25 protein-coding genes, 3 tRNA genes and 1 riboswitch are annotated in these 22,903 nt (G+C 51.8%); of the genes, 10 read left to right on the forward strand and 18 right to left on the reverse strand.

The features are described 5' to 3' along the window. The 5 genes from H8K38_RS05435 to H8K38_RS05455 all read right to left on the reverse strand — a co-directional run. The coding region (locus H8K38_RS05435; protein ID WP_186883802.1) for a GTP-binding protein at positions 1–535 on the reverse strand (535 nt) is incomplete at its 3' end. Positions 536–609: 74 nt separating this feature from the next. After that, positions 610–684, reverse strand: a tRNA-Thr gene (locus H8K38_RS05440). 32 nt (positions 685–716) lie between these two features. Continuing rightward, positions 717–790 (reverse strand) — tRNA-Gly (locus tag H8K38_RS05445). A 39-nt stretch (positions 791–829) separates the two neighbouring features. Beyond that, positions 830–914 (reverse strand) — tRNA-Tyr (locus H8K38_RS05450). Positions 915–986: 72 nt separating this feature from the next. Further along, positions 987–1,709: an MgtC/SapB family protein gene (locus H8K38_RS05455; protein WP_223826793.1), complete on the reverse strand. Its 723-nt coding sequence runs from the start codon at positions 1,707–1,709 to the stop codon at positions 987–989. A gap of 180 nt (positions 1,710–1,889) precedes the next feature. Beyond that, a riboswitch (yybP-ykoY riboswitch) is annotated at positions 1,890–2,017 on the forward strand. 92 nt (positions 2,018–2,109) lie between these two features. Between H8K38_RS05455 and H8K38_RS05460 the strand changes: the two genes are divergently transcribed. The 3 genes from H8K38_RS05460 to H8K38_RS05470 are packed head-to-tail and all read left to right on the forward strand — an operon-like array spanning position 2,110 to position 3,860. Next, on the forward strand, positions 2,110–2,682 hold the full coding sequence (locus H8K38_RS05460; protein ID WP_186884179.1) for a TMEM165/GDT1 family protein: 573 nt from the start codon (positions 2,110–2,112) through the stop codon (positions 2,680–2,682). A gap of 10 nt (positions 2,683–2,692) precedes the next feature. Next, a complete protein-coding gene (locus H8K38_RS05465) occupies positions 2,693–3,064 on the forward strand; it encodes an arsenate reductase family protein (protein ID WP_186883804.1) in 372 nt (123 codons plus the stop codon). Then, complete coding sequence (locus H8K38_RS05470; RefSeq protein ID WP_186883805.1) at positions 3,057–3,860, forward strand: hypothetical protein; 804 nt, start codon at positions 3,057–3,059, stop codon at positions 3,858–3,860. The genes H8K38_RS05465 and H8K38_RS05470 overlap by 8 nt, the downstream gene beginning before the upstream one ends. Before the next feature lie 6 nt (positions 3,861–3,866). Here the strand turns inward: H8K38_RS05470 and H8K38_RS05475 are convergent, their stop codons facing one another. The 5 genes from H8K38_RS05475 to H8K38_RS05495 all read right to left on the reverse strand — a co-directional run bounded on the left by H8K38_RS05475 (position 3,867) and on the right by H8K38_RS05495 (position 9,583). After that, positions 3,867–4,511 carry a LysE family transporter gene (locus tag H8K38_RS05475; protein WP_186883806.1) on the reverse strand — a complete coding sequence of 215 codons (645 nt, stop codon included), beginning with the start codon at positions 4,509–4,511 and terminating at the stop codon, positions 3,867–3,869. A 94-nt stretch (positions 4,512–4,605) separates the two neighbouring features. Beyond that, positions 4,606–6,159: an HDOD domain-containing protein gene (locus H8K38_RS05480; RefSeq protein WP_186883807.1), complete on the reverse strand. Its 1,554-nt coding sequence runs from the start codon at positions 6,157–6,159 to the stop codon at positions 4,606–4,608. A gap of 100 nt (positions 6,160–6,259) precedes the next feature. Then, positions 6,260–7,894 carry a tetratricopeptide repeat-containing response regulator gene (locus H8K38_RS05485; protein WP_186883808.1) on the reverse strand — a complete coding sequence of 545 codons (1,635 nt, stop codon included), beginning with the start codon at positions 7,892–7,894 and terminating at the stop codon, positions 6,260–6,262. A 203-nt stretch (positions 7,895–8,097) separates the two neighbouring features. Beyond that, positions 8,098–8,295, reverse strand: a complete 198-nt coding sequence (locus H8K38_RS05490; protein ID WP_186883809.1) for a DUF2905 domain-containing protein — start codon at positions 8,293–8,295, stop codon at positions 8,098–8,100. A 112-nt stretch (positions 8,296–8,407) separates the two neighbouring features. Next, positions 8,408–9,583, reverse strand: coding sequence for a class I SAM-dependent methyltransferase (locus H8K38_RS05495; RefSeq protein WP_186883810.1), 1,176 nt, complete (start codon positions 9,581–9,583; stop codon positions 8,408–8,410). A gap of 45 nt (positions 9,584–9,628) precedes the next feature. Here H8K38_RS05495 and H8K38_RS05500 point away from each other — a divergent pair, with 45 nt between their 5' ends. The 3 genes from H8K38_RS05500 to ttcA all read left to right on the forward strand — a co-directional run bounded on the left by H8K38_RS05500 (position 9,629) and on the right by ttcA (position 11,891). Further along, the gene (locus tag H8K38_RS05500; protein WP_186883811.1) at positions 9,629–10,426 is read left to right on the forward strand and encodes an SDR family oxidoreductase; all 798 of its coding nucleotides are present in this window, start codon (positions 9,629–9,631) and stop codon (positions 10,424–10,426) included. Positions 10,427–10,524: 98 nt separating this feature from the next. Continuing rightward, positions 10,525–10,923, forward strand: a complete 399-nt coding sequence (locus tag H8K38_RS05505) for a dihydroneopterin aldolase (RefSeq protein ID WP_186883812.1) — start codon at positions 10,525–10,527, stop codon at positions 10,921–10,923. Between the two features lie 8 nt (positions 10,924–10,931). Further along, entirely contained in the window at positions 10,932–11,891 is a 960-nt protein-coding gene (gene ttcA, locus H8K38_RS05510) for a tRNA 2-thiocytidine(32) synthetase TtcA (RefSeq protein ID WP_186883813.1), read from the forward strand. A 78-nt stretch (positions 11,892–11,969) separates the two neighbouring features. On the opposite strand, the gene H8K38_RS05515 is transcribed toward ttcA, so the two are convergent. Both H8K38_RS05515 and H8K38_RS05520 read right to left on the reverse strand, forming a co-directional pair. Continuing rightward, positions 11,970–12,848, reverse strand: coding sequence for a pirin family protein (locus H8K38_RS05515; RefSeq protein WP_186883814.1), 879 nt, complete (start codon positions 12,846–12,848; stop codon positions 11,970–11,972). Positions 12,849–12,885: 37 nt separating this feature from the next. Next, positions 12,886–13,488 (reverse strand): FMN-dependent NADH-azoreductase, encoded by a 603-nt coding sequence (locus tag H8K38_RS05520; protein ID WP_186883815.1) that lies wholly within the window; start codon positions 13,486–13,488, stop codon positions 12,886–12,888. Positions 13,489–13,667: 179 nt separating this feature from the next. On the opposite strand from H8K38_RS05520, the gene H8K38_RS05525 reads away from it, so the two are divergent. Further along, positions 13,668–14,585, forward strand: a complete 918-nt coding sequence (locus tag H8K38_RS05525) for a LysR family transcriptional regulator (RefSeq protein WP_186883816.1) — start codon at positions 13,668–13,670, stop codon at positions 14,583–14,585. Between the two features lie 156 nt (positions 14,586–14,741). Here H8K38_RS05525 and H8K38_RS05530 read toward each other — a convergent pair whose 3' ends face one another. From H8K38_RS05530 to hmgA, 5 genes are all read right to left on the reverse strand, one after another. Next, on the reverse strand, positions 14,742–15,278 hold the full coding sequence (locus H8K38_RS05530; protein WP_186883817.1) for a flavin reductase family protein: 537 nt from the start codon (positions 15,276–15,278) through the stop codon (positions 14,742–14,744). A 134-nt stretch (positions 15,279–15,412) separates the two neighbouring features. Next, positions 15,413–15,847 carry a YidB family protein gene (locus H8K38_RS05535; protein WP_186883818.1) on the reverse strand — a complete coding sequence of 145 codons (435 nt, stop codon included), beginning with the start codon at positions 15,845–15,847 and terminating at the stop codon, positions 15,413–15,415. Between the two features lie 169 nt (positions 15,848–16,016). Then, a complete protein-coding gene (locus H8K38_RS05540; protein WP_222610773.1) occupies positions 16,017–16,433 on the reverse strand; it encodes a GFA family protein in 417 nt (138 codons plus the stop codon). A 145-nt stretch (positions 16,434–16,578) separates the two neighbouring features. Next, entirely contained in the window at positions 16,579–17,910 is a 1,332-nt protein-coding gene (fahA, locus tag H8K38_RS05545; protein WP_186884181.1) for a fumarylacetoacetase, read from the reverse strand. Positions 17,911–17,936: 26 nt separating this feature from the next. Beyond that, positions 17,937–19,244 carry a homogentisate 1,2-dioxygenase gene (hmgA, locus tag H8K38_RS05550; RefSeq protein ID WP_186883819.1) on the reverse strand — a complete coding sequence of 436 codons (1,308 nt, stop codon included), beginning with the start codon at positions 19,242–19,244 and terminating at the stop codon, positions 17,937–17,939. A gap of 116 nt (positions 19,245–19,360) precedes the next feature. Between hmgA and H8K38_RS05555 the strand changes: the two genes are divergently transcribed. Together H8K38_RS05555 and H8K38_RS05560 are read left to right on the forward strand one after the other, a co-directional pair. Further along, positions 19,361–20,281 carry a LysR family transcriptional regulator gene (locus H8K38_RS05555; protein ID WP_186883820.1) on the forward strand — a complete coding sequence of 307 codons (921 nt, stop codon included), beginning with the start codon at positions 19,361–19,363 and terminating at the stop codon, positions 20,279–20,281. A 94-nt stretch (positions 20,282–20,375) separates the two neighbouring features. Further along, the gene (locus H8K38_RS05560; protein WP_186883821.1) at positions 20,376–21,512 is read left to right on the forward strand and encodes an alpha-hydroxy acid oxidase; all 1,137 of its coding nucleotides are present in this window, start codon (positions 20,376–20,378) and stop codon (positions 21,510–21,512) included. A gap of 77 nt (positions 21,513–21,589) precedes the next feature. Here H8K38_RS05560 and H8K38_RS05565 read toward each other — a convergent pair whose 3' ends face one another. After that, positions 21,590–22,042: an Hsp20 family protein gene (locus H8K38_RS05565; protein WP_186883822.1), complete on the reverse strand. Its 453-nt coding sequence runs from the start codon at positions 22,040–22,042 to the stop codon at positions 21,590–21,592. Positions 22,043–22,267: 225 nt separating this feature from the next. Between H8K38_RS05565 and H8K38_RS05570 the strand changes: the two genes are divergently transcribed. Continuing rightward, on the forward strand, positions 22,268–22,819 hold the full coding sequence (locus H8K38_RS05570) for a thymidine kinase (RefSeq protein ID WP_186883823.1): 552 nt from the start codon (positions 22,268–22,270) through the stop codon (positions 22,817–22,819). Positions 22,820–22,903 lie beyond the last annotated feature (84 nt).

Genomic DNA, 22,903 nt, shown 5'->3' on the forward strand with positions numbered 1-22,903 from the left:
GCGCCAGTTTTGCGGAACCTTGGATGATAGGCAGATCGTCGCCTGGGAATTCATATTTGGACAGTAATTCACGCACTTCCATTTCAACGAGTTCCAGCAATTCAGCGTCATCAACCATGTCGCATTTGTTCAGGAAAACGATGATGTATGGAACACCAACCTGGCGAGCCAACAGGATGTGCTCACGCGTTTGTGGCATTGGGCCGTCTGCTGCGGAGCAAACCAGGATCGCGCCGTCCATCTGAGCCGCACCAGTGATCATGTTTTTAACATAGTCAGCATGGCCTGGGCAGTCAACGTGAGCGTAGTGGCGTGTTGCTGTTTCGTATTCAACGTGGGCAGTATTAATTGTAATACCGCGTGCTTTTTCTTCTGGTGCTGCGTCGATTTCGTCGTATTTCTTCGCTTCGCCACCGAATTTTGCAGACAATACTGTTGCAATCGCTGCTGTCAATGTTGTTTTACCGTGATCAACGTGACCAATTGTACCTACGTTGACGTGCGGCTTGGTGCGTTCGAACTTACCTTTTGCCATTTTGGACTCCTAACGATTTTATGAGATACTCAGGCACGCGCCCGACGACTTCAGACTTGAAACACCAGCTTACATGGTGCCCTTGACGTGGATTGAACACGTGGCCTCTCCCTTACCAAGGGAGTGCTCTACCACTGAGCTACAAGGGCAGCTTAGTCTGCACAAAGCCATGCAAAATAACTGGAGCGGGTGAAGGGAATCGAACCCTCGTCATAAGCTTGGAAGGCTTCAGCTCTACCATTGAGCTACACCCGCAGGGGCTACCACTTCAGCCGCAATACAAATTCTTTCCTATGGTGGAGGGGGCTGGATTCGAACCAGCGTACTCAGAGAGAACAGATTTACAGTCTGTCGCCTTTAACCACTCGGCCACCCCTCCATAGGGAACTCAGAACTATAGAGATCCGAAGCACTGATGTCAAGAGCTATTTAAAAAAATTGTCGAAAAGAGTCAATTTCGTGCATGCGACAGCTGGAAGGAATCAACGCCGTCAAATTTTTCGAAGTCCTGAGATAAAACACTGATTGGCAGCGCAAGCTTTTTATCCATTGCGACTGCAACAAAACGCCACTCCAGAGCACCATTACTCTGTGCAATCGCCAACGTACCACTGGCCATTTCATAACCGCGTCTCAAAGCCATTTCGCCCATTGTTTTCTCATCCGGCAAAAATCCCTTTTTAAAACGTATCGTGATCACAATTGCCGCTTGTGAAGGTAACCAAGACTCAAGGCGATGCACCCATACCATGCAGGCGGCCGACAAAAGCGCCAACAGAATTGCCGCGGCATAAAAACCTACTCCGACCAAAACACCGATCGCAGATGATGCCCACACCGAAGCAGCCGTCGTCAAACCGCTGATCGTAAATCCTTCCTTCATGATCACACCGGCACCGAGAAAGCCAATACCGGTGACGATTCCCTGAATAATTCTGGTCGGATCAAGCGCCACCGGCGCTATCGCGCGACCGCCGTACCAGAAGTCAGGGTAGCCGGCAATCACGACCAACGCTGCAGAAGCCATACATACCAGCCCGTAGGTCCGCATGCCTGCGGCACGTCCGTGATAAGAGCGCTCGTAGCCGACGACAAAGCCCAGCAACATTGCGCCAGCCAGATTCAAGAATATGATTATGTTGGCGTTCAGCTCGGCGGCCGACCAGAAACTCATGAAATGACTCAGGTAACTTCCCATAACGCCCCATAAATGATGTAAATCGTTTTTTAGTTTATCAACTATCAGTCTGCGGCGGAAAGCAATTTACGCTACCTGCGTAAGATATCCGGATAAAAATCAGTTCCCGTTTTTTTAAACCTATCGTCCGCAAGCGACTATGCAGTATAATCCGCGCTCACATTCATTGGGGAGTAGCCTGCTTCAGCCTTGCTGAAGAAATCGCATCAACATACTTGACTCAACAGTCATGGTGCGGTTGATCCTGTGATCAGCAATGGATCAGCGATGATCTGCGCGGGATTTGGCAAGACCTTTGATAGTTGCACTTCTGTTACCGGAGATCGGGCGGAGTGTTGCTGTCATTGGTTATCAGCGCCCGATCTCAATAAAAATCATGGAAGCTTTCCTCGTCTCTGCTCTGGCCGTCACCGTTGGCGAAATTGGTGACAAAACACAATTGCTCGCCTTATTACTGGCAGCGCGCTATAAAAAACCAATCCCTATCATTCTCGGCATATTGATTGCCACCTTAGCCAATCATGCTCTGGCCGGATTACTGGGCCAATGGGTTGCCACTAATATTCCCTCCACGTTGTTGCGCTGGGCGCTAGGATTATCTTTTCTGGCCATTGCAGCCTGGACACTGAAACCTGATGAAATGGAAGATGAAGGTCTGAGTGAAGGAAAATACGGCGTCTTCGCGCTGACCTGCATCACTTTCTTTATTGCCGAAATCGGCGATAAAACACAGCTGGCAACGGTCGCACTGGCAGCAAAATACTCGAATCTCTACCTGGTTATCGCCGGTACAACGCTGGGTATGTTGATTGCTGATATTCCTGCAGTCTTTTTAGGAAAAATCGCAGCGCCGAATTTTCCATTCAAAATAGTCCGCTGGATTGCTGCTGGCGTATTCGCTATTCTTGGCGTCTTGGTGCTGATGGGTATCGGCGATCGTTTTTTATAAAGAGAAAGAAATGCTGACGATTTATCATAATCCGCGTTGCTCCAAATCCCGTGAAGCACTGGCGATACTCGAATCTGCCTGCGCCGAACACGCGCAGGAGTTAAAGGTCATCGACTACCAGAAAACACCGCTCTCGGTCGGACAATTAACGACACTGCTGGAACAACTGGGCGGCGATGTACAACAAATGTTGCGCAATAACGAAGCGGAATATGCCGAGAAAAATTTAGCGGAAGCCGACGATTCCCGCGCGCTTCAGGCCATCGCTGATTGTCCCAAATTACTGCAACGTCCTATCGCTACATTCAATGGAACAGCGGTCATAGGACGTCCGCCGGAGCAAGTGCTGCATCTATTTAAGAAAGTGTCATCACATGAGTGAATTTAAACTTGCCGCTGGCAGTATCGTCAAATTCGGTTGCACAACAACCCAGCTTTATCCGATTTTAAGAAATGGTATCGCGATGAGTAGTGTGCGCCAGGGTTTGCAAGATGCCGCTGGCGCATCAATACCAGGAATCATGATAGGCGAGTTGATGGCTTACTTCGCTGCGTGTGCAGATTTCTGCAATAACACCGGCGCGGTCCATCACGCACATCAGGACATCATGGCAGCTTTCGTGCAGGCGCTGCAGAATAATCGCGGCGAAAAACCGCAAATGCCGGAGCTGGAAAGCATTGCCAGTGAAACCGGCTTACCGGTCGTGCTGGAAATCGTGCTCGGGGAAGATTGCGTCGTACTGGCAGACACGCATTTCGTCAGTGAAGGTGAAGCCGAGAAAAGCTGGAAACTCTGGCGCAGTGGTTCTTTGCAAAGAGAAGGCGGAATTCCGGCGAGTTGGATCAAACAATTCTATTTCCCGCGCCTGCTCGATTACCGCGATATCAGCGTTGCCAGAAATCCACGCAGTCTGGAACAAACCACCGATACAGCGTTGATGGTCGGTGGCCTGATGCAATCGTGGCACAAAGACACACCGGCAGATTTACTGAATGCCTTCAATAAGCAATACGGTCGCATTAATTTTTCTCAGCGCAGTCAATTTGATGAAACATCGCTGGAGCGCTTCTTCAATCTGAATGCCATGCTGGACCCGGCAACCCGCTTGTTAAATCAAATGACCATCTGGCAAGACATTGATTCTCTCGCCAAGAAACAAGGTATTGAGCTGAACTAAAGCAAATCAGTTGGACGGACTGCGTTTGACGAAAAACAGCGCAGCCCCAATCGCCATCAGTATCCCGCCGAAGAAGCGATTCTGGCTTTTTAACCAGCGTGGATCACTGAAATATCTCTGCATGGTCGAGGCGGCATACGCATAGCTATGCATCACGATCAGATCAACGCCGCACATAGTCGCCCCGAGTATGCAAAGCTGCGGCAACAACGGCGCATCATGCGAAATAAATTGTGGTAACACCGCCACCATAAAAATGATGCCTTTAGGATTCGTTGTATTTGTAAAAAATCCGATCAGGAAACGTCGGCGCGCAGTGGGCAACTGTGTCAGCGTGACGTTTTTTTCTTCTTCCTTCACCACTTCTACCCGCGCACGCCATTGATTAAATCCAAGATAAATCAAATACAGCGCACCAACGATTTTAACGATATTAAACGCGAATTCTGACGCTAACAGAATCGAACCCACCCCTGCCCCGGCAATCGCCAGAATCAACAACAAGCCAGCCTGCAAGCCCAGTATCGTTGTACTGGCTTTTTTGACGCCGTAATTCAGCCCATGCGACATTGATAACACTGCACCAGAACCAGGGGAAATAGCGATTACACAAGCGGCAATCAGAAAGGCAAACCAGGTAGAAAAAGTCATAATCATCAATAGCGACGAGCGCTGAAATTAAACTGCAAAAAAAAACTATTGTAGCCGCTGCACCGCAGGCAGCCGCAGATCGTAGAATAAAAAATCAGCCTCGCATCATCGCGGCGAGTAACTGACTTTTCAAGGTCTTGATCAAAGCGGTTTCATCCGGCGGCACGCCTTCATCCGCGGTGGTCGCGCGATCCGCATAAAACAAGCCTAGAGGCTTCTTTTGTATGACCAGCGGCAAAATAATAAAACTACGGGCGTCCGGTAATAATTCCTGATGCCAGGCTGGCAATAAACTGCGGATTTTTGGCACCATCGCATCCGAAATCATCACGTCAGCATTATTGCTTAAGGCCAGCGCAAATAAATCAGACTCGGATTTGCCGCCGAAGAAAAAGCTCTTTTGCCGTTCGGCATAATGTTCACCAACCGCCAGCCGCGCGACATAACGCCCGCTGCTGATATCGCGCAGGCAGACTGTGGCAAAACGAAATCCCATGCTGGTGTACAAGGTTTCGAGCACCAGCAAGATCAGATCATTCAATTTATAGTCATCGGAGGTCAGCATCTGCGTCACATCCTGCACGCCGGTCAGCAACAGATCACGCGCGTTGTGCGGTTTTCCGCTGGGGTAACGAATCGCTTCCTGCGCGGGAGTGACTTCGGCGGTCTTCAGCAAAAATTCACTGGGAACGCCCAGCGTTTTCAATAATTCCGGCGCTTCTGCATTCGCCTCTGGCAAGGCAATATCCATGCTCTTTGCCATCTGGCGGGTCTCAGCTTCAACTTTGAGCAACAAATCGTCCAGCATCGCCTGATCCAGCTCCAGCACTTTACCGAAGCGCTTCAGCAATTTTTCATAACGGGCTGATTTATCGCCGACACCCGAAATCAGAATACCGGCCAGCGCATCGCTGAAGCTTGCCACTTGTTTCAGCCATTCATTACGTTGCGTGCTCTTGCGCAGCTCGCCGGAAGGCAACGGCGCCATCGCCTGAATAATCGCATCCGGAATTTTCCAGCCTTGCAACGCCAGCTCGCCAAAACGCTCGAAGCTACAGCCGAGCAACAAGACCGATGCCGCATCCTCACTGGTTTCTCCGGTGGCGGCAACATTCTGGATACGAGAAAATAATCCGTGGTCAAACGAGGCAATCAGAACCTTGCCGACATTCTTGAACAAGGAAGCAACCGCCGCTTCTTCGCCATCCTGAAAACGCCCACGCTGTGCAATTTCGCGGCCGATAATACTGGCGCACAAAGAATGAATCAGCTCTTTACGTACACTGATCGCCTGCGCCTGATCTTTGAAAAAATCGACCAGCAGCATCGCCAGAGCGCTGGTTTTAACGGTATTGAATCCGAGCAGAAATATCGAGCGTGAAATGGTAGTCACCGCAGCGCCAGCCGCAGTCCGGTATTGCACCGTATTTGCCAGCCGCAATATTTTTTGCGTCAGGCCGACATCCGACAAGACAAAATGCGCGAGACGGGAAACCGAGTCTTCGCCGGACGAAGTAATTTCAACGACTTTAGCGATCGCGACACCCAGTGTCGGTAAATCGTTTTCGTCTCGGATTTTTTTTAATAAGCGCTCGCGATGCGACTCGAGGGGAATCTGAGAAAAACCTGCTGTTGGATAAGTTGCCATAGTTCCTGCGTGTGCAGCCAATGAATTCGACAAGATACTGTGCGACTCCTGCCTGCCGTTCGATCAATCGCCGATACGGCTGGCAGATATGGCAATCGATCTAATTTTTTGTAAAACGACTGATACTCAAACCATACTTTTTCTGCAGCTCATCATATAAACCCCGAATCGCCTTCAGACGCGGATTCATAGGATCAAGATGACGCGCAGATTCGATCAGCGCCTTCGCCTGCTCACCGATAGTATTGTCCCAGCCAAGATTTTCCAGACATTTCAATGCCGCCAGCGCAGCATTCATCACCACTTGTGAATTGTCCGGCGATTTACGGGCAGCGGCCGTCATCAGCTCAACCGAGCCGCGGAAATCACCCTGCTTCGCTTTTTGCACACCCAGCGCCACCAGATCCATAACTTCCTTCTTGCTGCGCTGTGCCAGCTCTTTCGCCAGATGCCCTTTGCCGGCGCTTTCAAACACGCCCATCGCCTTGTTCATGACCTGCTGGTTACTCGCCGCATTTTTCATCACGTCGAGAATAATTTCGGAAGCCGCGTCTTCATTGTCGTTATCAAGGCAACTCTTCGCCAGACCGATCTTGGCACCGGTCGATAAACCGATGTCTTCGCGCGAGGCTTCGACGGCGGCACCGAGTTCTTCGGTCAACCTCGCGTCACCGGTTTTGGCATGCACCATCGCATTTGAAATCGCGCGGCAGGCCGCGGTCTTTTTCAGACCGACCATACTTCTGTCCATGTCTCGGATCACCGATTTAGCCTGATCGGTATCGCCTTTTTTGACCAGTGCATCGACCAGATTCATGTGATCTTCAGGATCACGGAATTCAGAAAATTTTGCCTTGCTGACGACTTTTTTAAACACGTTTTCTGCGGTTTCGATGTCACCGGTTTCCATCGCAATCCGGCCCAGATTACGTAAGCGGCGTACACCGTGCGGCGAAACGGCGACCGCCGTATCCAGCACTTCTTTCGCTTCGGGGAGCTGGCCAACCATTTCATGTGTTTTGGCAAGCCAGTCATACGCATCCATGTACTTGCTGTTTTCCGCGACCAGATTTTTCAGGATGCTTTCCGCTTCCTGATATTTTCCCTGCATGTACAGCGTTTTCGCCAGCCCCAGACGAGCCCAGGCGACGGCTTTCATTTCAAACAGCTGGGTGTACAGCGCTTCGGCTTCTGCGGCTTCGCCCAGTACCACATGCAGTTCGGCGCGCAGGCGCATGAAATCAATCACGTAGCGCGGAAATTCACGTTCGCCGTGGTAGGTGGCGGTAATCGCCTCGCTCACTTGGCCCTGTTCCATCAGGTTATACACATCGACAAAAGCTTTGCGTTTTTCCAGCGCGCGAACCACACGTTCCAGCAGCATGTCAGCAGTAAATGGCTTGAGCAGGTAATCAGACGGGGCAAGTTCAGCGGCGCTGACGACTTTGGCGTAAGAGCGCTCGGCGGTCACCATAATAAAGATGGTCGATAAAGGCGCAAGCTTGTGATGGCGCATGTCTTCGAGCAATTGCTGACCGTCCTGACCGACGCCGAGATCGTATTCGCACAGAATCAGATCGAATACTTTTGCCTGTATGGTCCGCACTGCAGTACCGGCAGTCAGCGAGTGCTCGATTTTTGTAATGCCACACAGATTGAGCATATTGTGCAAACTGACCCGCATTCCCTGATGCGGTTCAATGAGCAATGCCCTGATTTCGCTGAGTTCGCTCATTTCTACCTTTAGCGTAATTTTTTGTTTGTAATCGCTAGTAAGACATATCAGATAGCAATGCTGATATAAGTTCAGCAACCTCCTGATTGCTGCCACGCCTGTCGATTCATTATATTAAAGTGACGGCGAAATAGCGTAAAAACTTTAATCGGCCAACGCTGCAAAATCGGTGCAAAATCGGCATTTTTTCTGCGCTATTGCTTTCACTTGAAGACGCGCGCGAGCAACAACACGACCAGCGAAATCAGTATCGTCGAGGCAAACGGAAAAGAAAAATCACGACCAAATAAGCGAAAACGAAGGTCGCCGGGTAAGCGTCCTATGCCCAGTTTTTCCAGCCACGGCAGCAGGCTGGAAAACACCACGACGGCCAGAAATATCGTCAATACCCAACGAAACATCAGATACTCCCCCCTGTTTTCATCAAAAACACCTTTATGTCCTTATAAACACTGGGCTTCAAAATATACTCCCCCCAGTATATTGGACGCCTATTTTCACGTCCGCACGCGATCAAAGACGGTGACTGCGGTCGTGCCGCAGTAAATTGTCAGGAAGATCAATCCCGCTGCCGACCACAAGGACTTTGAATAACTCACCCATTTCCGCCGGAGAGATCAGTTTTTGCAACGCGTTCGCCTGCGGCAGATAAGCCATCACCTCTTCCGGCGAGGTACGGCTGAGCAGGTCTGCAATGCCCGATTCGAGTAAAAAACCGGCCTGACTGGTGTAGCTCAATACAGACAAATTTTCTTCCAGCGCCGCGCGCGCCATGGCAGTAAAGTCAACATGGGCGGTGATATCTTGCAAGCCTGGCAAATAAAACGGATCAGGATGTGCGTGATGGCGATAGTGACACATCAGGCTGCCCTGCGAGCGCTGCGGATGATAATACTCTTGCGCCGGAAAACCGTAATCGATCAGGATCGCCGCGCCGCCTTTGCCAGTCGCTGCGCAACCGGCATTCAGCATCTGCGCCAGACTGTGCATAAAACCGCTGGCCACCGCATGCACTTCAGTCAGATAAGCAAGCGGCAGCTCGTCGGCATCGGGAATCTGCGCGCATGTTGCAGCGTCGCAGGTGCGTTCGCGGTATTGCAGAGGCGCTGCGTCACCGTCGTCCGCCAGCGCCACGCCTATCTCGCACCAGCCATCGGCGGTCTTGCGCACCAGATCGACCGGCATCGCATCGAGCACTTCATTGCCCAGCACAATGCCGGAAAATGAGACTGGCATTTCCTGCAACCAGACCACCTGCGGAAAGTCTTTCAGCAAATCTTCCTGACGGGCGCGCAATTCGCCGGACAATTCCACGATAAAATAGCGTTCTATCGCGATACCGGATAATTGACACTCCGTTAAAAAATCTTTGGCGAGCTTACCTGTACCGGCGCCGAATTCCATGACTTGCGCGGTGGTTTGGGCGAATAATTTGCCCGCCAGCGTGGCCAGCGTCGCACCGAACAAAGCAGACATTTCCGGGGCTGTTGTAAAATCGCCGTCTTTGCCTAATTTTGTGGCACCGCCGCTGTAATAACCCAGATCCGGCGCATACAAGGCCAGTTCCATGTAGCGCGAAAAAGGGATCCAGCCCTGATGTTGCCTGATGTCGTCAATGATGAGCTGTTGCAGTGCCTGTGAAGCTGCGAGCGCCTCCGGCGCAGGAATAGGAAGAGATAATTTTTGCATACCGGCATTGTAGTAAAAACCCCGTAGTCACGTTAAAGAATTTCCATGACCCAGACCAAGCTCAACAACACCGAGGCGCGTGTTGCCCTCGTTACCGGCGGTGCGAAACGCATAGGGCGGCATATCGCCCTGACAATGGCGCAACAAGGCTGGGATATCGTCGTGCATTTCGGCACCTCGGCCACCGATGCCGCCAGCGTGGTACAGGAAATTCAGGCGCTGGGGCGACGCGCAGTCGCTTTGCAGTGCGACCTGGCCGATGAAACCGCGACACGCGCTTTGTTACCGCAGGCGATTGCCGCGATGGGTGCCGTGCATTGCGTGGTGAATAATGCGTCCCTGTTTGCCGAAGACAGCGCCAGCAGCTTTACCTATGCCGCGCTCGACCGCCACATGCACGCCAATCTGGGCGCACCGCTGATCCTTGCGCAGGTGCTGCATGCCGCCACCGCTGCGGGCCAGCAAGCCTGCGTGATTAATTTGCTCGATCAGAAATTATTTAATCTGAATCCCGATTTTTTATCGTATACCCTGTCCAAAGCTGCACTACAATGCGCGACCACGACACTGGCACAGGCGCTGGCACCGAAAGTACGGGTGGTTGGTATCGCGCCCGGCATTACGATGGTGTCTGGTCATCAGAGCGAGGCCGATTTTCAGCAGGCGCATCAGGTTACGCCGCTGGGTCGCTCCAGTACACCGGAAGATATCGCGCGCACAGTCTGTTTTGTGGCTGACAGCCCGGCCATGACAGGTACGACCCTGCTGGTTGATGGTGGCCAGCATTTAATTCCTTTGCAGCGCGATGTGATGTTTGTCGCCACTGCGAATAATACGAACTAAGATTAATACGAATAATACGTCGGCCTGGCGATAAGCTTGCCACAGCTTACCCGCTGATACGCTACCCAGAATCACGTTTTTACTTTATCAGGCTACTTATGCTATCCATTTTGCACCACCCACAACTCGCTGACTGCCGCCGCTTGTTTTTACGGAACTACGAAATATCGATCAACATCGGTGTGCACGAGTTCGAGAAAAAAGGCGAACAGCGCGTCTTGATCAATGTCGATCTGTATATCCCGCTGGCACTCTCGACGCCGAAAGACGATCAGCTCGATGAAGTCGTCGATTACGATTTCATGCGCGGCACGATTGCCGCCCGCGTTGCGCAGGGTCATGTGCATTTGCAGGAAACCCTGTGTGACGACGTTGCCCGTATCATGCTGGCACATCCGCGCGTGCGCGCTGTGCGTGTATCGACCATGAAGCCGGATGTGTATCCCGATTGCGAAGGCGTCGGTGTTGAAGTATTCCAGATCAAAACAGAAATTTGAGTCACCCCATGCAAGTAACTAACGTCTCTTTCAATGAGCAGGCTGCCGACAGCAAGCAAGCGGCAGATAGTGCTGTGACTAAATCGCAGGAAAAAATCACCTACGAAAACAATAAACTGCACAAACGTCTGTGCCGTCAGGTCGGCCAGGCGATTGGTGATTTCAATATGATAGAAGACGGTGACAAAGTCATGGTCTGTCTTTCGGGCGGCAAAGACAGCTATGCGCTGCTCGATATCCTGATGACGCTGCGTGAACGCGCACCTATCCATTTTGATATCGTCGCGGTCAATCTCGATCAGAAGCAACCCAACTTTCCGGCCGATGTCTTGCCAGCGTATCTGGAAAAAATCGGTATTCCGTATCACATCGAAAACCAGGATACCTACAGCATCGTTAAGCGCCTGATCCCGGAAGGCAAAACCACCTGCTCGCTGTGTTCGCGCCTGCGCCGCGGTATTCTGTACCGCGTTGCCGATGAACTGGGCGCAAATAAAATCGCACTCGGCCATCACCGTGACGACATTCTGGAAACCTTTTTCCTGAATATGTTTTTCGGCGGAAAAATCAAAGGTATGCCAGCGAAATTGCAATCCGATGATGGCAAGCACATCGTCATTCGCCCGATGGCGTATGTCAAAGAAGCCGATACCGAGCGTTATGCACAGGTCAAAAATTTCCCTATCATTCCTTGCGATCTGTGCGGTTCGCAGGAAAATCTGCAACGCAAACAGATCAAAAATCTGATGCGTGAATGGGATAAGAAATATCCGGGTCGCGTAGAGAATATTTTCTCATCCTTATCGACCGTGGTGCCTTCCCATCTGATGGATAAAAACCTGTTCAACTTCACCGATCTGCAACTAAACGGCGAAGTCAATCCCGATGGCGATATCGCATTTGACGAAGAGCCATGCGCCACGCCAACCAGCGGCGTGATTCAACTGCATCTGGATCAGGACGATTAAGTCTTTTTCACTGACATAAAAAAAGCGGGCATGAAGTCAGTTCATGTCCGCTTTTTTATTTTCTTTGCTGCGTTCGTTTCAGGCCAGTTTCCCTTCGCGGAAATCGCTGATCGCCTTGAAGATCTCTTGCTGACTATTCATCACAAACGGCCCGTACTGCACTATCGGTTCACCCAGCGGCTCACCGGCAATTAACAAGGCCCGGGTAGCTGTAGCGGCGCTGATGATAACGCCATCCGCCTCTGCTGCTTTTTTCAGGATCGCCATTCTTTGCTGTGGTACGGCTTTGCCAGCAACGTCCAGCTCGCCTTCATACACATACAAAAACGCATTGGCCGTCGCACTCAGATGCTGGCGGAATTGTGTACCGGCAGGCAGGTGAATATCGAGATACAAAGGCTGCGTTACTTCACGCTGCATCGCACCGGCAACGCCATGACTATGCCCGGCAATCACGCGTGCTTTCACGCCTTCTGCGGTCAGCAATTCAGGAATCGCTTCACTCTGAATATCGCGATACCACGGCGCGATCATCTTGTCTTTGGCAGGCAGATTCAGCCATAACTGAAAACCTGCCATACGGCCTTCTTCCTGTTCCGGCATTTCTGAGTGAATCACGCCTCGCCCGGCGGTCATCCATTGCACGCCACCGTTTTGCAGCAAACCTTCGTTCCCGGCGCTGTCGCGATGACGCATGCGCCCGGTCAGCATATAGGTGATGGTTTCAAAGCCGCGATGCGGATGGTCGGGAAAGCCGCCGATGTAATCATCCGCCTCGTCGCTGCCAAACGCATCCAGCATCAGGTAAGGATCAAGACGATACTGGAACGGCTGGGTCAGTACCCGCGTCAGTTTGACGCCGGCGCCATCGGAGGTCGCCTGACCGGCAACCAGTTGCTCCACCACCCGTGACTGGCTGACGTTTTCTGTCTGCAGATCTGTATGTACAGTGCTCATCCTGATTCTCCTTGTAACTGATTGCGCCAGATGGCAATCAGGCTTTCAGTGCATCTTCAATTTGTTGCGTCGCTGAAGCAATCGCTGCCGCTTCGGCGTCCGGCCCCATTGCCAGACCTTCGGCATAAATGAATTCCACATCGGTCATGCCGAGGAAGCCGAAGAAAGTCTTCAGGTAAGGCATTTGTGTGTCATTCCCTGTGTTGCGATACAAGCCACCACGGGTCAGCACCACATACACTTTTTTGCCGGTCAACAAACCTTCAGGGCCATTCGCGGTATAACGGAAAGTGACCTGAGCACGGGAAATCGCATCGATCCAGTTTTTCAGCTGGGACGAAATACCGAAGTTATACATCGGTGCGCCGAGCACGACCACGTCTGCTGCCTGAATTTCTGCGATCAGCGCATCATCTTGTGCCACACGCGCCTGCTGCGCCGCATTGCGCTGATCGGCTGGTGTGAACAAGGCTTGCAAGGCCGCTTCGTCGAGTGCCGGATGTGGCGTATGCCCGAGATCACGCACCGTCAGCGCTGCGCCCGGATTTGCTGTCAGCAAACGCTCGACCAGCACTTTAGACAAACGGTTGGAATGGGAACCTTCGGAACGGACGCTGGAATTGATTTGTAAGAGTTTCATTTTCTTGCCTTCGATAAAGTGGTTAAGGATCAGATGACCATGAACGTACTTTATATGTTCCAATCATATTCCAGAAGACCATAAATTGGATATCATTATCCCAAATATGGAACAATGGCTTGTTTATCAGTCAGTTTCCCCAAACTCCCACAAAAAAATCAGGCGAAAAGAGAACGACGATGCAACTGGAAGCGAATGATCTTTTACTGTTTGCCCGCATTGTGGCTGAAGGCAGCTTCAGCAAGGCGGCTGCCCGTTTAGCGGTACCGAAATCGACTTTGTCGCGCCGCATCACGGCACTCGAATCGCAACTCGGTGAACGGCTGCTGCTGCGCACGACCCGCAAACTCAGCGTCACCGAATTCGGGCAGCATGTCTTGCAGCACGCGCAGCATGTGCAGGAAGAAGTGGATGCCACTCTGGCGCTGACCCAGCATCGCCAGGCCGAACCATCGGGACGCCTGCGGGTCTCGATGCCCGCCGATTTTGCGAATCAGGAAATGAGCCAGTTTTTATCTGCGCTGATCGCCGCACATCCGGCGATTGCGTTTGAAATTGATTTGTCACCGCGCCGTGTTGATCTGATCGGTGAGAATTTCGATGTCGCGATCCGCACCGGCGATCTGCCGGACGATGCCTCGCTCGCCGCACGTCGGCTGGCCGTATTCACGGTGGGTTTATACGCGTCGCCCGCCTACATCGCGCGGCACGGCTTACCCAGCGAGCCGGAAGCGCTGATGGAGCATGATGCTTTGCTGCTGTTGGCGCGCAATGGCGAAGCAACGCCGTGGAAACTGAGTCGCAATGAAGAAAAATGGGAAGGCATTCCACCCGGACGCGCCAGCGCCAATTCGCCGGAATTGCTGACGCGCCTCGCGCGCAACGGCGATGGCATCATCATGCTGCCGGATAATTTTGCCGAATGCTATGTGAAATCGGGCGAACTGATACGCATCCTCGGCGACTGGCAATCGCCGGATATCAAACTTTGGGCAGTCTTTCCCGGCCGTCGTCTGATGCCGGCGCGCACCAGAGTATTTCTCGATGCCTTGCAGCAGCAATTTGAATCGACCTGCACGTCGAAACAATCAGCCTGAAAAGCCAGAAAAAACCTCAGAAATTGATGTTTTTATGGGAGTATATGGCGATTTTGCCTTTATCTCCTTATAAACAAAGGGCTTTAAAATATACTCCCCCCAGTATATTTTCCGCTTCTGGGGCCGGAAATAGCTGAAAAATGGCAGCCGCAGCCATTAACGCATGGTCGATTTCAACTGAATGATGTCGCCAGCAACCATGAATTTGCCGTAACCCAGATGATGCAAGGTGCGTGGCGCCGTCACCGCCGGATCACGCCACGCCTTGACGACTTCCAGTACAAACTGACCATATTTTTTGACCCTGCTAATGTCCACCACCCGGCATTCCAGACTCGCATAACATTCAGCGATCAGCGGCGCACCCACCATTTTTGCGGCGACCGGCGTCAGCCCGGATTGCAGAAATTTATCGACCGTCGCACCGCTGACATTACCGCATTGCACGACTTGTTCCGCAATCTCTGCGGTCGGAATATTGATCACACATTCCCGCATCGCCATCAGCAAATCGAAAGAGTAATTGCGGTTGCTGACAACGCAGCTCAGCAGCGGCGGCTCGAATTCCAGCATCGCATGCCACGACATCGTCATCACATTCGCCCGCCCCGCAGCCGCCGTCGTCAGCAACACCACCGGCCCCGGTTCCAGCAAGCCATAGACTTTGGCCAAGGGATAAGATTTTTTGGGCATGATTTCAGTTCGCTCAATTGTCGTCTTCACTGCTGCACGCTATCCATACAAGCACAAAAAACTGAGCCCGTGAAACGATCAACGATTCACAGGCTCATATTGTACAAAATTCCGTTATCAACAAAACGCTGCGATCAGCGGCTCATGCCCTTTAACATCCCCAACACACTGCCCAGGGTATCGCCCATCGCATTGCCTTCAGGCACAGTGCCGTCCGGCGTTAACTTGTCGACGACCTGAGGCAACAGTTCTGCCAGATGACCCGACACTTCCTCAGCGGAAAATCCAAATTTTTCAGCGATCGCCTGCACCTGTTCACTGCCGAGTACCGACTGTAACTGCTCAGCAGATATCGGCAGATTTTCGCCGGTTGCGACCCATGAGGAAACCACGCCACCCAGCCCTTTTTCCTGAAATATGGTGATCAAACCGCTCAGGCCGCCGATCTGCGGATTATTCATCAAACCGCCTATCGCTTCCAACAACCCCGCATGCTGCGTTGCGCCTGCCTGACCGGACTGCGTCAACGAGCCCAACACCTGTCCTGCAATTGAATCGAATAATCCCATCATCATCTCCTCAACTAAGCTACTGAACGCCTGAATGTCCCTACATTCAGGATCTGACCAGATTGGCTTGCTTAGTATAAGCACAGATCAGCCAAATGAGCAGCAATTGGTTTCAGAAAATCGTTGCCCTGCACTGTTCTCAAAGAATTCATTCACTGCGTACAAGGAATCATTTTTCCGAGGCAGCCCGTTGTCGATCTGCCGGATGATTGACGCCGTCATTGGTCGGCACATCACGAAGATCAAATGGATTCACGCCTTCCAGGCAAGCGACGTTATAACCGTATTGCTCAGGATTTGAGCGGCGTTGATGGTGCGTGTAAATCCCACAGTTTGCGCAAAAATAGTGTTTAGCGGTGAAGGTATTGAATTGATATAACTTCAGAAATTCCATCCCTTTGACTATCCTGATTCCAGATAAGGGAGCAGAAGCAACGATAGCGCCACGTCGCCGGCACATAGAACAATCACAGCGACGTGCATCGACTATGCCATTGGGTAGATCCAGCTCTAATTCCACGGCACCGCAATGGCAAGTCGCTTTATGTTTTTCCTGAATGATAGTGTTACCGACAATTTTCAGCATAGCTCCTATTTCCTGAAGGAAGAATGAATCACAAGGTTAAACAAACAAGACTCAATTCGCGCTGAATATCATACGGCATAAAAAAAAGGAAGCCGCGAGCTTCCTTTTTTTACCGCGTCATCATGCGCATTTCAAACGCCAGACCTCAGCTTCTGGCAGGCAACAAAGTACCGGCGACTTCGCCGAAACCTATGCGCGGCAGGCCTTGTTTTTGCGTCCAGCCGCGCAGGATGACGGTATCGCCATCCTCCAGAAACAGCCTTTGTTCACCATTGCTCAGTGCAATCGGCTTTTTGCCGCCTTCGGTCAGTTCCAGTAAGGAACCGGCTTCTTCCGGCGCCGGGCCGGATTGGGTGCCGGAACCGAGCAGATCGCCGGGATTGAGGTTGCAACCATTGACCGTGTGATGCGTGACGAGTTGCGCGACCGTCCAATAAGAATCACGGAAATTCGATGTGGACAAGCGTTGTGGCGCGATGCTGTCAGCCCGCATTTTTTCGGTTTGCAGCAAGACTTCGAGCTGAATATCAAACGCTCCGCTGTCGCGTAGATCCGGCGCATCCAGATATGGCAATGGTTGCGGGTCAGCCGCATCGCGCTGCCACGCCTGACGATACGGCGCCAGCGCTTCCAGCGTGACGATCCAGGGTGAAATTGTCGAGGCAAAATTCTTTGCGAGGAAAGGGCCGAGCGGCTGGTATTCCCAGGCCTGCACATCGCGTGCCGACCAGTCGTTCAGCAGGCACAAGCCAAACACATGTGATTCGGCCTGATCCATGCTAATCACATCGCCCAGTGCATTGCCCTGACCGATGAAAATGCCGATTTCGAGTTCGTAATCCATGCGCTTGGCCGGGCCGAATACCGGTGTCTCTGCTGTCGGCGGTTTGGTTTGTGCCACCGGGCGGCGGAATTGCTGGCCGGACACACCTATCGATGATGCGCGTCCGTGATAACCGATAGGCACCCATTTGTAATTCGGCAGCAGCGGATTATCGGGACGGAATAGTTTTCCGACCGCCGTTGCGTGATGCAGCGAGGTGTAGAAATCGGTGTAATCGCCGATCTGCGCAGGTAAGGCATATTCAGCCGCGCTCTGCGGCAGCAGGCAGTTTTGCAATGCGGCCAGATGTTTCGCATCGGCCCGCAATACGCGCGATAAAGCCAGACGCAATGCCGACCAGACTGGCGCGCCGAGTGCCATCAGCGCATTCAGATGTTGTGCATTGACCGCTGCCGTAAAGTGCCCGCCCTGCAATTCGGTATAGCCTGCAAATGCGTGTATCGCATGGGCTGCAGCCAGATCAAGAATCTGATCGCCGATCGCCACACCGATGCGGAAAGCCTGATGGCTGCCGTGGCGACGAAATACGCCGAAAGGCAGATTTTGTATAGGGAAATCGCTGTCAGGCTGATTCGCCGATGCAACCCAACTGCGCAGCTCGGGATTGTGGGTTTCATTCAATTGTATCGTCATGGTGATGCTGTCTTTCACACTTGTTTTCACGCTTGTTGCGGATTGAAATTTTTTCTGATGCCTTGCCAGCATTGATAGTAATCGGCCTGTAATTGCGGCGATGTCATTGCGGCGCGGGTCGGCTTAATAATATTGCGTGTCTCTATCATGAACGCCATGGTGTCTGCGACTTTGTGCGGCGTGCTGGTATCAATGCTGCTGGCTTTTTCAAACGTGGACGCATCGGGGCCATGGCCGCTCATGCAGTTATGCAAACTCGCACCGCCCGGACGGAAACCGGTGGATTTTGCATCGTACTGTCCATGAATCAGCCCCATAAATTCACTCGCGATATTGCGATGGAACCAGGGCGGGCGGAAGGTATTTTCCGCAGCCAGCCAGCGCGGCGGGAAAATCACGAAATCAATGGTATCGACACCCGGCGTATCGCTGGGCGATTGCAATACCAGAAAAATCGACGGGTCCGGATGATCGTAACTGATAGAGCCTATGGTGTTGAAATGACGCAAATCGTATTTGTACGGCGCGAAATTGCCATGCCAGGCGACCACATCGAGCGGCGAATGGCCGATGTTTGCCGACCACAGATTGCCACTGAATTTGGCCAGCAATTCAAAATCGCCTTCCTTATCTTCATACCACGCGATGGGCGTCTGAAAATCGCGCGGATTGGCAAGACCATTCGAGCCGATCACACCCAGATCGGGCAAGCGAAACATGCTGCCAAAGTTTTCACAAACGTAACCACGCGCCTCGCCATCCGGCAACTGCACCTGAAAACGGATGCCGCGCGGAATCACGGCAATCTCTTGCGGCTCAATATTCATGCGGCCCAGCTCGGTGAGTATATGCAGGCGCCCTTGCTGCGGAATGATCAGTAATTCGGCATCGGCGTTGTAATAGAAACGCGTGCTCATGTCGCGGTTTGCCGCATACAAATGAATCGCGCAACCGCTCTGCGCATCAGCAGAACCGTTGCCTGCCATCGTCAGCCAGCCATCAATGAAATCGGTCGGCGTCAGCGGCATAGGTTGCGGGTCCCAGCGTAGTTGATTCGGTGTCGATGGCATCTGACTGAAATCATTCGTCATATTGCCATTGCTGACTTGCTGAAACGGCTGATGCATTGCCGCCGGACGTATGCGGTACAACCATGAACGCCGGTTCGCATGGCGTGGTGCAGTAAACGCCGTACCGGACACCTGTTCGGCATACAAACCGTACGCGCATTGTTGCGGAGAATTCTGGTGTTGCGGCAACGCACCAGCTAATGTTTCGCTGGCAAATTCGTTTGCAAAACCAGTCTGATAACGAAGGATATCTTGCATGCTCATAGGGCCATCCTGTCAGGAAATAGGAGAATTTCTGGAACTCTACTGCAGCCTGGTGTTTTTTACGATATAAATACAGAAATACAGACCATTCATCAAATCAATAATTAGAGACGCGCATGATAGAAGCCAAAGATATCGACCTGAATCTGCTGGTGGTGTTTCAGCATATTTTTGAAAGCAGACAAATTTCGCTGGTGGCGCGTCAGCTTGGCCTGTCGCAACCGGCGGTCAGTAATGCGCTGGCAAGGCTGCGACGCAGTTTTGATGATGAACTGTTTGTGCGCACCGCCAACGGCATGCAGCCGACGCCACGCGCCGCACAACTGGCGGATTCCGTTGCACTCGCACTCAGCCATATCACGCAGGCACTAAACAGCGAAGACAGCTTTGATGCGGCAAGCTCGAAACGCCACTTCACCATCGCCATGACGGATGTCGGGGAAGTCTATTTCATGCCTTTGCTGGTGGAGGAATTGCTGCGGCAAGCACCGCAGATAAAAATATCGACGGTACGCGCTGGCAGCATCGATCTGAAAACAGAAATGGAATCTGGCCGTGTCGATCTGGCGATTGGTGCGTTTGATGATTTATCCGATGCCTGGTATCAACGTCGTTTATTCCGGCAAAATTATGTCTGCATGTTGCGGCAGACACATCCGTTGGCGGGCAAGCCGCTGGAACTGAAGGAATTTGTTGCCGCACGCCATCTGATCGTCGCTTCGCAAGAGGAACCGTATATCAGTATCAATCAACGTCTGGAAAAAGCGGGCATCCATCCCCACGCCCACTTTAAAGTGCCGCATTTCGTTGCTGTTCCGTATATCGTCAGCAGTAATGATTTACTGGTCACCGTGCCGCGTAAGCTGGCGGAGCGGGCGGCAGCGCCTTTTGGTTTGACGTATGTCAAGCCACCGCTGCGTTTGCCAGCGCTGCAAACGAATTTGTTCTGGCACCGCCGCTATCACCAGGATGCCGGTAATCAATGGCTACGGCAGTTTATTTGCGAACGTTTTGTCGAAACAGAAACGCTCAGTTGAAAATACTTCACCGCAAAACTGAAACGTTTTCCCCCATCAAATCACCGTTATCCCCTACACTTTTGCCTATTCATTAGTCCACCGGAGAATCAGCATGCCCGTTATTACCTGTGTAGAAGATTTACGCTTACTCGCCAAAAAGCGTGTACCGAAAGCATTCTATGACTACGCGGACAGCGGTTCGTACACGGAAAGCACATATAAAGCGAATAGCAGCGATCTGGCCGCAATCAAACTGCGCCAACGTGTCGCTATTAATGTGGATCAGCGCAATACCCGCACCACGATGATAGGTCAGGATGTCACGATGCCGGTCGCCATTGCACCGACCGGCCTGACCGGTATGCAGTGGGCGAATGGCGAAATGCTGGGCGCGATTGCGGCAGAAAAATTCGGCATTCCGTTCACGCTGTCCACCATGAGTATCTGCTCGATTGAAGATGTTGCCAGCGTGACCACCAAGCCATTCTGGTTTCAGCTCTATGTGATGCGCGACCGTGGCTTCGTCAAAGAAATGATACAGCGCGCCAAAGCCTGCAAATGCTCAGCACTGGTATTGACGCTGGATCTGCAAATTCTCGGGCAGCGTCACAAGGATTTAAAAAATGGCATGTCGGTACCGCCGAAACTGACGCTCGCCAATATTCTTGATCTGGCAACCAAACCATCATGGGCACTGCGCGCACTGGCCGGGCGTAAAACCTTCGGTAATCTGGTCGGCCACGTCAAAGGCGGCGACGGCATACTGACCCTGAGCCAATGGACGGCCAGCCAGTTCGATCCTACGCTGAACTGGGACGACGTGGCCTGGATCAAAAAAGAATGGGGCGGCAAGCTGATCCTGAAAGGCATACTGGATGTGGAAGATGCCAAACTGGCCGTCGCTGCTGGCGCGGATGCGATTGTCGTCAGCAACCATGGCGGCCGCCAGCTCGATGGCGCAATGTCGTCGATTGAAGCTTTACCGGCAATCGTGGACGCAGTCGGTCATCAGACCGAAGTCTGGTTCGATGGCGGTGTCCGCACTGGTCAGGATATTCTGAAAGCGACTGCACTCGGCGCAAAAGGCAGCATGATAGGCCGCGCGTTTCTGTACGGACTGGGGGCGATGGGTGAAAAAGGCGTCACCACAATGCTGGAAATTTTACAAAAAGAACTGGATGTCAGCATGGCACTGACCGGTACCAAAGATATCCGCGAAGTGAATCTGAGTAATATCATCCGCAAATAAAACTAATCAAACGTCATAAAAAAAGCATGGAAAAATTCCATGCTTTTTTTGTTTGCGTATCAGAACAAACGTAGTGCTTATGCTGCTTGTGACTGCACCAGTTGCAGGTTGTCGCCATCAATCAGGATGCGGCGTGGTTTATAGGCTTCCGGCACTTCGCGCACCAGCTCTATGCTCAGCAAACCATTGTCCAGACGTGCGCTGACCACTTTCACATGATCGGCAAGGCGGAAACGGTGTTCAAAATCGCGTGAGGCGATGCCGCGATGCAGATAGTTTTTCTGTGTTTCATCTTTTTGCTTACGACCAACGATTTTCAATGTATCGCGTTCGCTTTCGATATCGAGTTCGCTGCGATCAAATCCGGCAACGGCCATCGTGATCGCATATTTATCTTCCGCAATCAGTTCGATGTTGTATGGCGGGTAGCTTGGTGTTGCATCATTACGCTGCGCGTCATCAAACAATTGTGCAAGACGGTCAAAGCCAATTGCAGAACGATACAACGGAGCAAAGTCAAAATTACGCATGGTGATATCCTTTTAAATTGAAGCGATATAAATAATTTCCGCAGACCTCAGGTGAGCATCTGCTGAGTCAAAGATAGGGTGCGTCAAAAGCTTTTCAAGAGAAAAATTTGTATACATTTTTTTCGTGACCCGGGGCGTGATGATTCTCTACAATAGCGGTTTCGACGCTCTTGAAATCACCCCAGACCGTCACTATTTACCTCGACCTCATTTTTAAGGAACACCGTGGCAAAGCTTTATTTCAGATATTCCGCCATGAATGCAGGAAAATCGACCGCCCTTTTGCAAGTCGCACACAATTACGAAGAACAGGGTCAGCAAGTCTGTCTGTACACGGCCGCCATCGACCATCGCTACGGGCAGGGCAAAGTTACTTCGCGTCTTGGACCGCAACGTGAAGCCGCCGTATTTGATGCCGGTTTCGATTTTTTTAAAGAAGCGCCGCAAGTCAGTTGCGTGCTGGTCGATGAGGCACAGTTTTTATCTGCCGATCAGGTAAGGCAATTGCATCAGCTCGCGCATGTGCGCGGTGTGCCTGTTATTTGTTACGGCTTGCGCAGCGATTTTCTGGGTGAACCATTTACTGGCTCCACGTATTTACTGGCACTGTCAGACACGATAGAAGAACTCAAAAACATCTGCAGCTGCGGTAAGAAAGCGACAATGAATATCCGCGTGGACGAACAAGGCAAACGCACCCGCAGCGGCGAACAGATCGATATCGGCGGTAATGAACGTTATCACCATGTCTGCGGCCGCTGTTTTTACAGTAACTGAGTTTACAGTAACAAAACTGCCTGTCTAGCAATCTGCTTCAGCGCAAAATTCTAAGATCTGCTTCAGCGCAAAATTCTAAGAGAT

Origin of the sequence: Undibacterium sp. FT79W (assembly GCF_014284215.1) — a bacterium.
Lineage (GTDB): Bacteria > Pseudomonadota > Gammaproteobacteria > Burkholderiales > Burkholderiaceae_D > Undibacterium > Undibacterium aquatile.